Consider the following 14,370-nt stretch of genomic DNA (forward strand, 5'->3'; position numbering starts at 1 on the left):
CAGTCGATTACGCTCTTTTAATTAGATGAATGTAAAGAGATCAATTGATACTCAATCGTCGTTTGTTCACCTTCTAAAATGACTTTTTTAATTTTTGCCATTCCACTAACTTCCCCTTCAATCGTTCTTCTTACCTCAAGAGGAATGTCTATTGGATATAAGCGGTATCCTTCTTTGGTTAGTGTAAACAAGTTTTCCTCCACTCGCTTTTCTCTACCCTTAGTAACAATCATTGTATTAAGCTCTAATGGCATACCCATAATTCTCCACTCCTTTTCCTATATATTATCATTATTATGACTGTTTTTTCATCCATTGAGTTAAGTCTGTAACGACTTTTCGGTTAATATTTGGAGGAAAATAATGTGTCAACTCCTCAAAATACCAGCTCTCCACTGGATGACCCCTATCCTTTAACCTCTCTTCCAATCGTCTGGCATGATCCACACTTACATTTTGATCCTTTGATCCATGGATGATTAAAGTGGGACAGTGTAATCGTTCAATCTCATACAATGGAGTCCGAAATTTATATCTTTCTGGATATTTCGTCGGTGTACCACCAATGACTCTCTTCATCATCCTTCTTAAATCTTCTCTTTCTATATATGTAAGATTCATATCACTTACACCACCCCAGGTGACGAGAGAGGCCGTATCTGGAAACTTGATGGCTGTTAGTAATGCCATCACTCCACCTCTAGAAAATCCAAATACATGTACCCGTTTCACTCTTGAATGTTGCTTTAGGATTCGATACCCTGCAAATGCATCTTCTCGATCATCTCCACCGAAATCTTCATTTCCTTCTCCTCCTTGATTTCCCCGGTAAAACGGCGCAAACACAATAAACCCTTCACAAGCAAATTGCACCAATCTTGAAGGTCTAACCTTTCCTACACCTTTAATTCCTCCTCTTAAATATAAAAATCCATCTAACGCTTCCTCTCCTTTAGGTTCCGCTAACATCCCTTTCACCTTATATCCCTCAGAATAATACGTGACTATTGATAATTCCACATAAGGATGTGGTGAAGGAAACCGCTCCATATTCACAATATCTAAAGAATACATCCAACTGTCACACTCCTTTTCACATGTTTTTCATCTAAGCATTCACACATTTTTTTCGACTTCATACGATATGTTAGGCGCACAAACCGTTCACTGAAAAAGGTTATCTATTAAGGAGGTTATCCATAAAATGAAAAAGTCATTTAAGATTTTCTTTTCCATGGTCCTAGTCGTTATTCTTATTATACCCATTGCTGCCTGCAGCAAGGAAGAAGTCCAGAAAGTACGAATTGGGGAAGTGACCCGTTCCATTTTCTATGCACCTGAATATGTTGCCATTGAAAAAGGTTTTTTTGAAGAAGAAGGCTTGGATGTTGAGCTAACCACTACCTCAGGTGGAGACAAGACAATGACTGCTCTGCTATCCAATAGTATTGATGTTGCTCTCGTTGGCTCTGAAACGTCTATTTACGTTTATGCTCAAGAAGCAAATGACCCTGTCATTAACTTTGCGCAACTTACACAAACAGATGGTACTTTCCTTGTATCTCGTGAAAAAATTGATGATTTTTCATGGGATATGCTGAAAGAATCGACCTTTTTAGGTCAAAGAAAAGGCGGTATGCCACAAATGGTTGGGGAATACGTTCTGAAACAGCATGATATCGATCCCCATAACGACCTGAACCTGATCCAAAATATTGATTTTGCCAATATTTCAAGTGCCTTTGCTTCTGGAACTGGAGACTTCGTCCAGCTCTTCGAACCAACCGCGAGCGTGTTTGAACAGGAAGGAAGAGGTCATATTGTCGCTTCGTTTGGAACAGAGTCAGGTATGGTACCTTATACAACCTTTATGTCAAAAGAAAGCTATATGACGGAAAACAAAGAAACCGTTGAAAAATTCGCAAGAGCTATTTATAAAGCTCAAAAATGGGTAGCAGAGAATTCTGCAAAGGATATCGCTGAAGCCATTTCTCCTTACTTCGAGGATACCGACTTAAGCTTAATCGAGACGGTAGTTGACCGATACAAGAGCCAGGGATCTTATGCAACTAATCCAGTGCTTGATGAAGAAGAATGGGAAAACCTTCAAAATATTATGGATGAAGCTGGCGAGTTACCAAAAAGAGTGGATCACAGTGTGCTTGTAAATACCGAAATTGCCGAAGAGGTAATGAAATAAAATTTATTAATTTCGAGGTGGCCGACTATGAGCTTTTTAAAGCTAGAACATATCCATCACACGTATTTTACTAAGACCTCTGCTACAACGGCCCTCTCCGACATTTCACTTGAAGTTGAGGAAGGAGAATTCATCTCCTTCCTTGGTCCGAGTGGATGCGGAAAAACAACCCTACTTTCAATCATAGCAGGATTATTTCAACCAACGGAAGGTACCATCCTGCTTGAGAATCGTTCTGTTAACAAATCTAAAAAAAAGATCGGATATATGCTCCAGCAAGATTATTTATTTCCTTGGAAAACCATTGAGGAAAATATATTGCTTGGTTTAAAAATTTTTGGAATTGAAGACAGTGCTAAAAAGGAATATGCCTTTTCTCTTCTTGAAGAAATGGGATTAAAGGGCTATGAAAAACAATATCCTAAACAACTCTCTGGTGGAATGAGACAACGAGTTGCACTAGTTAGGACTTTAGTAACGGAACCGAAGTTACTTATGCTAGATGAACCATTTTCTGCTCTAGACTATCAAACAAAACTTCGACTAGAGGATCTTGTGTCTGAGACACTAAAATCCTTCGGAAAAACAGCCATCCTTGTCACACATGATATTGGAGAAGCTATCGCCATGAGTGACAGAATTTATTTATTTTCTGCTCGTCCTGGCCAAATTTACCAGTCATTTGAGGTTCCAAAGGAGTTAAGAGAACTCTCTCCTTTTCAAGCAAGAAATCAAGAAATTTATTCTCAGCTATTCCAAGAAATATGGAAGGAGTTGGAATCACTTGAATCATAACCAGCCAGTAGAGCTCCTTCATAAGAATTATATTAAAAAGCTCACATATGAAAAAAGATGGGTCCGTTTCTACCAATTTATTATCTTCTTTGTATTTTTCTTAGGATGGGAGATTTCAAGCAAGAAACAATGGATTGACCCATTAATCTTTAGTGCCCCTTCAAAAGTATGGGATTTATTCATAAAAAAAATCCAAGATGGTACACTTTTCGTAGACTTAGGTTACACGTTATCAGAAACCGTTCTTGGTTTTATTTTAGGAACACTTCTAGGAACCATTCTTGCTGCCATTCTCTGGTGGTCACCTTTCCTGTCAAAGGTACTTGATCCCTATTTAGTCATTTTAAATGCTATGCCCAAGGTTGCCTTAGGTCCAATATTAATCGTTGCACTTGGTCCAAATATGACTTCTATTATTGCGATGGGTGCAATCATCTCGGTCATCATTACGACCATTGTTGTTTATACAGCGTTTAAAGAAGTGGATCCCAATTATATTAAAGTACTACAAACATTCGGTGCCACCAGATCCCAATGTTTCAAAGAGGCCATCCTTCCAGCTTGTTTCCCTACTATCATTTCAACACTTAAGGTGAATGTTGGACTCTCTTGGGTTGGGGTCATCGTTGGAGAATTCCTCGTTTCGTCTAAAGGACTGGGGTATATGATTATCTATGGCTTTCAGGTATTTAATTTCACCCTTGTACTACTCTCCTTACTGGTTATTGCCGTTTTCGCGACCATCATGTACCAGTTAGTTGAGCTATTAGAAAGAAAATTGATTAAAAGTAATTAAAGAGGCGAAGGTTCATCCTTGCCTCTTTTTTACAGCAAATGCGTTTGTATGTAATGCATACTCTTTTCAACCACAGCATCCTTCATAATAAAACTATAATCATCACTCAATCGATCACTTAGGTATGGATCATCAATGAACACAGGGCCATCCGTTTCTAGAAAGTCATCTTTCCTTATCAGTTCCTTAATCTCTCCGTAAAAAATCGCTTTAACAAAGCTCTCATCCCCATTACGAACTTCATAATGACCAATTTTTATTAACTTATTTAACACGCCGCCTGTCTCTTCGAATACTTCCCGGGTTGCAGCTTCCACTAATGTTTCCCCGGGCTCCACTTTCCCACCAGGAAATTCAAGACCTCTTTTTTTATGTTTGGTCAGTAACCACCCATTTTTATATTTACTTAAAATAAGAACATGTTTGACAATAGCACCAAACCTATTTTCTCCAAACGAGAGCAACACTTGTGCTCCCAAATGATCCCTAAACATCTCCATGAACCCTTCACCCTTAATCCTTCTATGTTATTTACATCATAGCGGAAACGAGTTGTTTTTCCAATTGTATATCTGTCGAAGGGATTGAAGTTGATAAGGTATCAATGAAATAAAGATGCAAAAACAGACAAACCGCTTTCGAATTACGTAAGCGGTTTGTTGTTTAGAATACCCATAGACTCAATATGTTTTTTAGCTTCTTCATCACCGAGATTATAAATCATGTTATACACTTGAACTGTAACTGAATCATAGGCATCATTTTCTCTATCATGATGATATTGTACATATGGAACGTGTGCACGGAAAAAGTTTTCCCAGTCATTTGCATGATTTTGATCAAAATACTCACGAAGCTGAATGATCTCATCATCTGTGGCTTCAATTTTAAAATTCCAAGGAGAGCTCGTTCTGCTTTGTGTGATTTCTCCTGTGCTAACCGAAATATAGTATGTCTTTCTCTCATTATCCATGACCGACACTCCCTTTTTTATTATAATTAGCACATGGAAATGATTTATTCTCTTTTTCCCAACACCTTCATGAAGAAAATTAAAGAATAGTTTACATATTTACGGGTATTGCTGAAGTATAATGATAACAATACCTTTATAATAAAAATAAGGGAGGTGAAAATCGTGAAGCTTGTAGATGAAATATACGAGTTTTATCGGCACAAGTTAACAGGTGATGAAGAAGATATTGATATGCTTGCTTTTGCCTTTTTAGAGGAGTTAACGCAAGAAGATTTGCTAAATATTATTAAGGATCTCGATAAGCAGGAATTGTACGATTTAGTTGGTGTCTATCTCATTGAAGGATTGAAAGGGAAATTTGCTCAAGAAGAATACGGCCAACGGAAAATCCCAAACTTCCAACAACGGAACTTTCACTAACGGTACATAGAAGAAACGAAAGCACATATACAGAAGCTGACTAAAACTAGTCAGCTTCCTTTATTTTACTCTATATAGACTCTGCAACAATAACTGACCAACCTTTACCTTTATAGGCATTATACCCTTCTGTTAATGAGTATGCGAAAATTTGATTATCCTCAATCGTATACCCTCGAGTTTCTCTTCCGGATAGAATATTTTGGACAGCTTTTAAATGAGTGAGCTTGGTTTTTAAAATCTCGGTACGGTCCTTTGAAGCGATAACATAACCTTCTGAATTGATGGCATAGAGCTTACTTTTTTCATCTGTTTGAACGCGGTCAATAATGTCATAAATGTACTCCCAGTTAAATCGGGTGGTGAATACCCCAATGACTTCCCCTGCATCATTTCGAACCGGACTAGAATACCCCATGGTATGCCCTTCAACAACAGAAGAATAGTACATATCTGTAACGTACACATCGTTTGTTTTTACCGTTTCTTGAAACCACTCCCGGTCACTCATATTTCGCCCTACTTGACTCTGATTTTGCGCGGCAACCAGAATTTCTCCCGATAAATCAACAACGAATAAATCAAAATACACTTCATAAATCTTATAAATATTTTTCATAAATGCTTCAGCTGTCTTTTTTGAAGCAGGAGTAGGCTGAATTAAACATTCCTTAATGGCATCAAAGGTTGCCCATGCTTGAACATCACAATTTCTTTCAAATAAATTCCGATCAATTTTATCAATCGTATCAAAGGCAATATCTACCGTTCTTAATGCAATAATATTATTTGCCTTTGTTTGTATACTTTTAATAATACTCTCACTTGCTTTGCTAGAATCTAAGCAATCTTGAGCAAACTTTTTAATCTCCTTGGCAACAACTGAAAATGCTCGTCCTGCTTCCCCTGCTCTTGCTGCCTCAATTCCTGAATTTAATGCTAATATATTGGATTTCATGGAAATGTCTTTAATATTTTGCATAACACCTTCCATCTTACTATTTTCTTGCTTTAATTCATTCATCAGCACGGATACATTTAAATTTTTCTCTTGAGTACTGACCATCTACTCATTCTCCTCTCAACCGAACATCTATGTTATGTTTTGTGACATGATACGATAAATAATATCACAATTCTGAAAAAAATGTCGATTCAGAGAATAGAAAAATTTTAATAATTTATGAACAAAAAAAACAACCCTGTTCAAGCAACTGGTCTGTTATCAAAATGTAAGGTTACAGACTTTGGCTCTGTAATTATTCATTGATGTTTTCGTATAGGTAAGAGAATGAATAGGCGGAGAATTTCCGGCTAATGTATTTAGAGGAAGCTTAAGAAGCAGAAATAAGCGGAGGAATTCCGGTTACCTGCTCTAAATAAGCCAAAATTCAAAGATTTGGATCACATAAGCGGAAAAACTCCTCTTATTCTTAAGGAAATATGGGTATTTCCCAATTTAGTCGGAATTTATCCGGTTATTTTCAAACACAGTGAAATCAACATCAGTTTCATAACAGTACCTTGGCCATAAAATCCATGATACACTAGGTTGCACTTTGTAATATTCTTACACAACAAAAAGCCCTGCATTTTGCAGGACATAATGTATACAAATATAATGAGATTTTCAAATGTATTTATCTGAACCCGTTCCTGTTCAAGAGTTGTTTTTACAATTACACTGATTCACCTAGGTAGGCTTTTAACATCCATACATGTTTTTCTAGTGTGGAATGGATCGCTAGGAACATGTCACCTGTTGCCTCGTCGTCCATCTCTTCCGCTAGAGACATTCCACTTTTTAGTTCTTCAATTAACATTGAAAAATCACTTGATAGGCTTTGAACCATTTCAACCGCTGTTTCACTACCTGTAGACTCTTTGATGCTGGATTTCTCTAGGTACTCCTTCATAGTAGCAATGGGCTCTCCGCCTATGGATAGGAGTCTTTCGGCTAACTCGTCAATATGAATAGCTGCTTCGTTATAAAACTCCTCAAATTTTGTATGCAGTGTAAAAAAGTCTTTGCCTTTAATATACCAATGAAAATTATGTAGCTTTACAAATAACACGCTCCAGTTAGAGATTTGGCTGTTTAACACATCATGTAGTTTATTATCCATATGCTCTCCTCCTAAATTTCTTATCCATGCCGTTACTCCCATTGTTATATTACCCATAATGGACAAGAAAAAACGTTTGACCAAGTGACAAATAATTAAAGTTCTTAATCACACATGCTAAAATAGAATGGGAGAAAGGAGGAATAATATGATAACTGTTCTAATTATTTGTCTCATCATTGTAGGTATTGTCTTACTTTTATCGGTTGTCACCACTTCAAAGGCCTATTCATATAAACATACCGTTGATTCACTTGAGGATAACCCAAATATACATACAGAAAGCGATCAAAAAAAAGAAGAGTGAGGGTATCTTAGTGAATATACTTTCTATTTTTGTTGGAATTATTTTCTTCCTCAACATTTTACTTGCTATCATTGTCATTTTTTTAGAAAGAAGAGATCCTAGTGCCACCTGGGCCTGGATTTTAGTACTATTTTTCATTCCTGTACTCGGCTTTATCATGTATTTACTTTTTGGACAAAATTTAAGCAGAAAGAAAATGTTTTATTGGGAAGATCGTGACAAAGTAGGAATAGAGTCTTTAATCAAAGAGCAAATCACACAATTGAATCAAAGAAGTTTTCCTTTCCAAAATTCAACCGAAGAAAAAAGTCGTGACCTTATTCATATGCATTTAATTAATAATGCTGCCACGTTTTCTCAACATAACGACATTCAAATTTTTACTGATGGCAAAGAAAAATTTTACTCACTCTTTCATGATATAGAGAATGCTAAAGACCATATCCATCTGCAATACTATATCATCAAAAACGACGAACTCGGCAGAAGATTAATGAAAGTGTTATCACAAAAGGCACGTACTGGAGTAAAGGTTCGGGTTCTTTACGATGAGCTAGGCTCCCGATCATTAAGAAAATCATTTTTCAAGGAGCTGCGCCAAGCTGGCGGAGAGGTTGAAGCCTTCTTCCCTTCAAAGCTTCCTTTAATTAATTTGCGATTAAATTATCGTAATCATCGTAAACTCGCTATCATTGATGGAAAAATCGGTTATGTAGGCGGATTTAATGTAGGAGATGAGTATTTAGGATTAAATAAACGGTTCGGATACTGGCGTGACACACATATTCGGATTGTTGGTGAAGCAGTACACCCTATACAAACTAGGTTTATTCTCGATTGGAACCAAGCTTCCTATCGGTATGATATTAACTATTCCCCTCGTTACTTCCAACATCCAATTAGCAGTGGAGATGTTGGCCTACAGATTGTAACAAGCGGACCTGACTCAGAGTGGGAACAAATTAAAAATGGCTATATAAAAATGATTTCTTTAGCAAAAGAAACTATTTTTATTCAGACCCCATACTTTATTCCGGACTCTAGTCTTTTAGATGCATTAAGAATCGCTTGTTTATGTGGAGTCGATGTAAAAATTATGATCCCCAATAAGCCAGACCATATGTTTGTCTATTGGGCTACTTATTTTTATGTTGGAGAAATGCTGAAAGCTGGGGCAAAAATTTATATTTATGAAAAAGGGTTTATCCATTCAAAATCCATTGTCGTAGATCATGAAATTGCATCTGTTGGGACAGCAAATATCGATGTACGAAGCTTCCGCCTTAATTTTGAAGTGAACGCATTCATCTATCATAAAGGATTTTCTAACATACTAATGGAACAATTTTCTGAGGATATGAAGGCTTCAACGGAATTAACTCTTGAGAATTATATAAAAAGACCAGTGAAGATTCGTCTAAAAGAATCAATATCAAGGCTATTGTCACCAATTCTATAAAAAATAGCCGAGCAAAAATGCTCGGCTCTATTTTTTAGGCAAATACCTGTTTCAAATTTTCTTTTGATTGTTCAAGCCAAAAGCGCATTAATCGTTTAGCTCCCTCAAGATCGTGAAGCTTCGCTTGACCACATTGTGTTTCATTAGCTGCAGGAATCTCAACGATTTCCACGGCTGATTTCATCGTATCCTCGAGTAGATCAATAATTTCTTCCACCGAAGGCTCTCCACTCACAACTAGGTAATAACCTGTTTGACATCCCATTGGAGAAATATCAATAATATCAAAATGGCTATATTTCTCAGCATGCTCACGCAGGTTAAATGCTAATAAGTGTTCCAATGTATGAATAACATCTGGCTTCATTGCTTGCTTATTTGGTTGACAGAATCGAATATCAAATTTATTAACAACTCCATCACTACCCACTTTATGTACTCCACAATGTCTTACATAAGGGGCTTTCACTGCATTATGATCTAGTTCAAAGCTTTCTACAGAAGGCATTTGTTCCACTCCTATCCCATTCAATTTCTCTTTTCAGTATACAACAATTATTACGCATTATCTCTACTTAACCACATGCCATTTTTTAGACTAATTATCCTATTTATGTTATGTTGTTCGTATATAGGAAGAGGAAAGTGAGAGATTTACATGCTAAAAAAGGCGATGATTGCCTTTATCCGTTTCTATCAAATTGCCCTTTCTCCACTCAAGCCACCAAGCTGTCGCTTCTACCCCACTTGCTCACACTATGGATTAGAGGCCATTCAAAGATTTGGACCGATTAAAGGTGGTTACCTAACCATTAAACGTTTATTAAAATGTCACCCTTTTCATCCAGGTGGGTTTGATTATGTTCCCGAAAAAAAGGAAAGAAAGAACTAGATGCCCTCATACCCATTTTCAACAGCGTCTAATCTACCTGTTTCAGGGTCAATGACAAGTCCATGTACAGGAACTCCTTTTGGAAGTAGAGGATGTTTCTTAATCATGTTTACACTGTGCTTCACGCTATCAGACACATTGTCAAATCCATGCATCCACTCGGAGACGTTAATGCCAGAGTAGTTAAGCATATCAAGCGTCTCTTGAGTAATTCCCCGTTCTTTCATGCTTTCGATGACTACATCAGCCTTCATTCCACTCATTCCACAATCATAATGACCAATGACCAGAACCTCTTCTGCCTGCAACTGATACACAGCTACAAGTAAACTTCTCATAATACTTCCAAACGGATGTGTAACAAGTGCACCAGCATTTTTTATGAGTTTTACATCCCCATTTGAGACGTTCATCGCTTTAGGTAACAACTCTAACAATCTTGTGTCCATACAAGTTAAAATAACCAGTCGTTTGTTCGGGAATTTTGTTGTTGTATATTCCTCATACCGTTTTTCTTCAACAAACTGTTGATTATACTCTAAAATTTCATCTAACAATCTCATCCTGGTACCCCCTTATTTGTACTTATGACTATAATACAAGATAATTGCAAAACTAGACAATTTTTTTGGTTGCATAATTCTCTACTATTCGGTAATATAACTAATGTAAATCGTAACCGTTTCGGATTATCTATTAAAATACAAAATTACAACTATCTTTATATACTTTAAATCGAAATTATTACGTTTTATCTATAATCGAGAGGAGATTAAGCATGTTTCGTAAACATACAGTATTTATTTTAATGCTACTCATTGCCACAGTTCTTGCAGGTTGTCAGGGAGAAACAACTGAAACGAGTCAAGAAAACGATAAACTATCAATCTATACAACCGTTTATCCACTACAGTACTTCACAGAACGCATTGGTGAAGACTTAGTAAGTGTCAACTCTATTTATCCTAATGGTGCAGATGAACACTCATTTGAGCCATCTCAAAAAGACATGATTGATCTTGCAGATTCTGACCTTTTCTTCTACATTGGTCTAGGTTTAGAAGGGTTCGTTTCAAAGGCAGAACAAGCCCTAAAAAATGAAAACGTCACTTTAGTAGCAACTGCTGAACATATCACCTTTGAAGAGCATACAGAGGATGAACATGCTCATGAAGAAACGACAGAAGAGCATGCGGAAGAAACTGAAGAAGAACATGCTCACGAAGAAGAAGATGGACATAATCATGGTGATGTAGACCCACATGTATGGCTTGACCCCATTTATTCTATTAGCCTAGCAGAAGAAATTAAAGAGCAACTTCTTGAAAAGTTACCAAATAATAAAGAGCAAATCGAAGAAAACTTCGCAGCACTAGAAAAAGAATTACAGCAATTAAATGAAGACTTTACTGAAGTAACAAGCACAGCAAAACACAAGGAATTTTTAGTATCTCACGCCGCATTTGGTTACTGGTCAGAGCGTTACGGACTTGAGCAAATCAGCGTGTCGGGCTTGGCTTCAACAAATGAGCCTACTCAAAAAGAGCTTGAAACGATTATCGCTGAAGCCGAGGAACATGATCTACATTATATTTTCTTCGAACAAAATGTAAGCTCAAAGCTAACTGAAATTGTTCAAAAGGAAATTGGTGCAGAACCATTAACCCTCCATAATCTTTCAACCTTAACGGATGCAGATGTAAAAGATGAACGCACGTACTTTACCATTATGAAAGATAATTTGGAAGCATTACAAACCGCTTTAAACAAATAGTATAATTCACCCCCTCGGTATTCGAGGGGGTTTTACTGTTTTCAGATCCATTATCTGTCACTATATCGCCTTATTTCTAGTGAAAATAGGAAAAGATTACATATTTATTTTTTATTAGAAAAGAATAACGTGGTGAGTATATTGAAAGGGAGATCGTAATGGATGATTTACTAATTGCACGCTCGTTATTCGGAACTACTATGGGTTTTCATATTATTTTTGCAACGATCGGGGTAGGCTTGCCTTTTATGATGCTTACGGCTGAGCTTATGTATCAAAAAACGAAAGACCAAGAGTATGTAGTTATGGCTAAGCGCTGGACAAAAGCCTTTGCCGTACTACTTGGTGTCGGGATTCCAACAGGTACAATCGCTGGAGTTCAACTATCTCTATTATGGCCAGGTTTTATGGAAGTGATCGGTGTCGTTATGGCCCTTCCCTTCCAAATTGAAATATATGCTTTCTTTATTGAAGCACTATTTATGTCCATTTATGTATATGCTGCTGAGCGTATTCCTCCTTGGGCTCGAATCACAAGCCTCGTACTTGTGGCGATTGGTGCTTTAGCATCTGCTGTTCTCATAACGAATGTTCACGCCTGGGAAGGGACACCCACAGGATTTAGAATCGAAAACGGGATGATAACCGATGTTGATCCGTGGGCAGCATTTTTTAACCCGAGCTTTATTGTCACAGCGGGACATGTGGCGTTATCTGCTTATACAACAGGTGCATTTGTGATTGCGTCCGTATCAGCCTATAAACTATGGAGAACTGAATTTAATACACGCATCTACCATTTTCACAAAAAAGCATTAACACTGAGTCTCATTGTTGGAGGAATATTTTCTCTATTAACCGCCATAAACGGCCATGAATCCGCTCAATATTTACATGAGTACCAACCTGAAAAATTGGCAGCCGCAGAAGGATTATTTGAAACTCAATCACATGCCCCTCTCGTTATTGGAGGATTTACTGACCGTGAAACCGAAGAGGTTAAGTACGCGATTCACATTCCTTGGGCCCTAAGCTTTTTAGCGGGAAATAGCTTTGATACCGTCGTTAAGGGACTAAAAGAATGGCCAGAAGAAGAATGGCCACCGCTATTTGTTCACACCCTTTTCAATGGAATGGTAGGCATAGGATCTTTACTAATTTTATTACCTCTACTCGCTTTACTATGGATGAAATTTTTGAAAAAAGAAAAATATCCTAGTTGGATTCTTTCGACTTTTATTGCCTCTGGTCCTTTAGCAGTACTTGCGATTGAATTTGGATGGATTTTTGCTTGTACAGGAAGACAACCTTGGACGATTTACCGCGTCTTGTCAACGGCCGATTCAGCGACAACAGCAACAAATTTAGGTGTATTATTTCTAGCATTTGCAGCTGTATACGTCATTCTAGGAGTTTCAGTGGTATTTGTCCTTCTCTATTATTTTAGAAAGAACACCGTTGCTGATGATTTACATCGCGCCGAACAAAAAGGTATACCACTATATGGGTCCAATACGTAACGAGGCACCACTTGAAATGGAGGAGTGAAAATAGATGACAGATGCATTACTAGCCATCACTGTGTTATGGGGATTTGTATTCATCTATGCTGTTATGGCAACCATGGACTTTGGTGCCGGATTCTGGTCTATGATTTACTTCAATAGAACGCAGACAAAGGCTACTAACATCGCTAACCGATATTTGTCCCCCACATGGGAAGTAACCAACACATTTATTGTTGCTCTTGTTGTTGCTGTGTACAGTTTATTTCCATCCGCAGCGTATACGCTTGGAACCGTATTGCTTATTCCAGGCAGTATGATTTTGCTTTTGCTTGCCTTACGAAGTGCGTTTCTCGTTTTCTCAAATATTGCATCTGAATATCGAAAACCACTAACATATATCTCTGGAATTACAGGTATACTCATTCCTGGATTACTCATCAGCGTACTTCCAATTACACATGGCAACTATATCGACTTTTCTGATGGCCGCCAAACCCTTGATCTTATGAAACTTTTTACCAGCGCCAATGAATACGCGTTTATTGGATTTGCAATAAGTTCCACTTTGTTTTTATCATCCTTATTGCTTGCAGACTATTCAAAAACAGCGGAAGAATATGAGGCCTATGCTGTATATCGAAGAGATGCCATTATTCTAGGTCCTATCTCTCTGGCAATGGCGGTTCTCATTATGTTTACGCTCCGAATAGAAGCACCTTGGCTTTACGAAAAAATGATGGATAATCTGGCGTTTTTAATTACATCGGTTGTGTTTTTTGTCATTGGAGGGCTTGGATTGTTTTTACCTTCTGTCACTGGGGGACCAAAGGGAATGCCTCGCCTTACTGTTATTGCCATAACGATTCAATACTTACTTGCCAGTCTTGTCTACGGACAAGCACATTTGCCTTACATTGTTTACCCAGAGGTGACCATTCAAAACGCATTCACAGATCCGAATTCGTTCCGAGCTATTTTCGCAACCTATATAGCCGGTTTTGCTATTCTTTTTCCAGGGTTCTTTTATTTCTGGACATTATTTATGAATGACAAAAGATATCTACAGCAAAAACAACCACCAGAAGAAACGAAGACATAAAAAAACGTGCCCGATATT

Annotated in this window: 18 protein-coding genes; 10 read left to right on the top strand and 8 right to left on the bottom strand. The window is 37.5% G+C overall.

Translation table 11 applies throughout. From position 1 onward, the window contains the following. Positions 1-17: 17 nt before the first annotated feature. Complete coding sequence (locus MKX65_RS18475) at positions 18-260, bottom strand: DUF2584 domain-containing protein (RefSeq protein WP_160546901.1); 243 nt, start codon at positions 258-260, stop codon at positions 18-20. Positions 261-294: 34 nt separating this feature from the next. Then, positions 295-1,074, bottom strand: coding sequence for an alpha/beta hydrolase family protein (locus MKX65_RS18480; RefSeq protein ID WP_340904977.1), 780 nt, complete (start codon positions 1,072-1,074; stop codon positions 295-297). 130 nt (positions 1,075-1,204) lie between these two features. Here MKX65_RS18480 and MKX65_RS18485 point away from each other — a divergent pair, with 130 nt between their 5' ends. The 3 genes from MKX65_RS18485 to MKX65_RS18495 are packed head-to-tail and all read left to right on the top strand — an operon-like array spanning position 1,205 to position 3,791. After that, on the top strand, positions 1,205-2,200 hold the full coding sequence (locus MKX65_RS18485) for an ABC transporter substrate-binding protein (protein ID WP_340904978.1): 996 nt from the start codon (positions 1,205-1,207) through the stop codon (positions 2,198-2,200). 27 nt (positions 2,201-2,227) lie between these two features. After that, entirely contained in the window at positions 2,228-2,995 is a 768-nt protein-coding gene (locus tag MKX65_RS18490) for an ATP-binding cassette domain-containing protein (protein ID WP_160546899.1), read from the top strand. Further along, positions 2,985-3,791 (top strand): ABC transporter permease subunit, encoded by an 807-nt coding sequence (locus MKX65_RS18495; protein WP_160546898.1) that lies wholly within the window; start codon positions 2,985-2,987, stop codon positions 3,789-3,791. The genes MKX65_RS18490 and MKX65_RS18495 overlap by 11 nt, the downstream gene beginning before the upstream one ends. Positions 3,792-3,820: 29 nt before the next feature. Here MKX65_RS18495 and ytkD read toward each other — a convergent pair whose 3' ends face one another. Then, on the bottom strand, positions 3,821-4,291 hold the full coding sequence (ytkD, locus tag MKX65_RS18500) for an RNA deprotection pyrophosphohydrolase (protein WP_160546897.1): 471 nt from the start codon (positions 4,289-4,291) through the stop codon (positions 3,821-3,823). A 143-nt stretch (positions 4,292-4,434) separates the two neighbouring features. Further along, complete coding sequence (locus tag MKX65_RS18505) at positions 4,435-4,764, bottom strand: hydrolase (RefSeq protein ID WP_160546896.1); 330 nt, start codon at positions 4,762-4,764, stop codon at positions 4,435-4,437. 165 nt (positions 4,765-4,929) lie between these two features. Between MKX65_RS18505 and MKX65_RS18510 the strand changes: the two genes are divergently transcribed. Beyond that, on the top strand, positions 4,930-5,187 hold the full coding sequence (locus MKX65_RS18510; protein WP_119709552.1) for a DUF6154 family protein: 258 nt from the start codon (positions 4,930-4,932) through the stop codon (positions 5,185-5,187). 70 nt (positions 5,188-5,257) lie between these two features. Here MKX65_RS18510 and MKX65_RS18515 read toward each other — a convergent pair whose 3' ends face one another. After that, positions 5,258-6,253, bottom strand: coding sequence for a methyl-accepting chemotaxis protein (locus MKX65_RS18515; protein ID WP_160546895.1), 996 nt, complete (start codon positions 6,251-6,253; stop codon positions 5,258-5,260). 613 nt (positions 6,254-6,866) lie between these two features. Next, on the bottom strand, positions 6,867-7,313 hold the full coding sequence (locus MKX65_RS18520) for a ferritin-like domain-containing protein (RefSeq protein ID WP_160546894.1): 447 nt from the start codon (positions 7,311-7,313) through the stop codon (positions 6,867-6,869). Positions 7,314-7,461: 148 nt separating this feature from the next. Here MKX65_RS18520 and ytzI point away from each other — a divergent pair, with 148 nt between their 5' ends. Beyond that, positions 7,462-7,620, top strand: coding sequence for a YtzI protein (ytzI, locus tag MKX65_RS18525; protein WP_160546893.1), 159 nt, complete (start codon positions 7,462-7,464; stop codon positions 7,618-7,620). Between the two features lie 10 nt (positions 7,621-7,630). Next, the gene (gene cls / locus MKX65_RS18530) at positions 7,631-9,079 is read left to right on the top strand and encodes a cardiolipin synthase (RefSeq protein ID WP_340904981.1); all 1,449 of its coding nucleotides are present in this window, start codon (positions 7,631-7,633) and stop codon (positions 9,077-9,079) included. A 34-nt stretch (positions 9,080-9,113) separates the two neighbouring features. Here cls and MKX65_RS18535 read toward each other — a convergent pair whose 3' ends face one another. Next, positions 9,114-9,587 carry an S-ribosylhomocysteine lyase gene (locus MKX65_RS18535; RefSeq protein ID WP_160546891.1) on the bottom strand — a complete coding sequence of 158 codons (474 nt, stop codon included), beginning with the start codon at positions 9,585-9,587 and terminating at the stop codon, positions 9,114-9,116. 150 nt (positions 9,588-9,737) lie between these two features. Here MKX65_RS18535 and yidD point away from each other — a divergent pair, with 150 nt between their 5' ends. After that, positions 9,738-9,971, top strand: a complete 234-nt coding sequence (yidD, locus tag MKX65_RS18540) for a membrane protein insertion efficiency factor YidD (protein ID WP_160546890.1) — start codon at positions 9,738-9,740, stop codon at positions 9,969-9,971. Here the strand turns inward: yidD and MKX65_RS18545 are convergent. After that, positions 9,968-10,534, bottom strand: coding sequence for a beta-class carbonic anhydrase (locus MKX65_RS18545; protein WP_340904982.1), 567 nt, complete (start codon positions 10,532-10,534; stop codon positions 9,968-9,970). The two genes, yidD and MKX65_RS18545, sit on opposite strands and share 4 nt — an antisense overlap. Positions 10,535-10,749: 215 nt before the next feature. On the opposite strand from MKX65_RS18545, the gene MKX65_RS18550 reads away from it, so the two are divergent. From MKX65_RS18550 to MKX65_RS18560, 3 genes are all read left to right on the top strand, one after another. Beyond that, positions 10,750-11,745 carry a metal ABC transporter solute-binding protein, Zn/Mn family gene (locus tag MKX65_RS18550; protein WP_340904983.1) on the top strand — a complete coding sequence of 332 codons (996 nt, stop codon included), beginning with the start codon at positions 10,750-10,752 and terminating at the stop codon, positions 11,743-11,745. A gap of 158 nt (positions 11,746-11,903) precedes the next feature. Continuing rightward, positions 11,904-13,265 carry a cytochrome ubiquinol oxidase subunit I gene (locus MKX65_RS18555; protein WP_160546887.1) on the top strand — a complete coding sequence of 454 codons (1,362 nt, stop codon included), beginning with the start codon at positions 11,904-11,906 and terminating at the stop codon, positions 13,263-13,265. Between the two features lie 34 nt (positions 13,266-13,299). Next, positions 13,300-14,352, top strand: a complete 1,053-nt coding sequence (locus tag MKX65_RS18560) for a cytochrome d ubiquinol oxidase subunit II (RefSeq protein WP_160546886.1) — start codon at positions 13,300-13,302, stop codon at positions 14,350-14,352. Positions 14,353-14,370: the final 18 nt, after the last annotated feature.

The sequence above is a fragment of the Robertmurraya sp. FSL R5-0851 genome (assembly GCF_038002965.1).
Lineage (GTDB): Bacteria > Bacillota > Bacilli > Bacillales > Cytobacillaceae > Robertmurraya_A > Robertmurraya_A beringensis.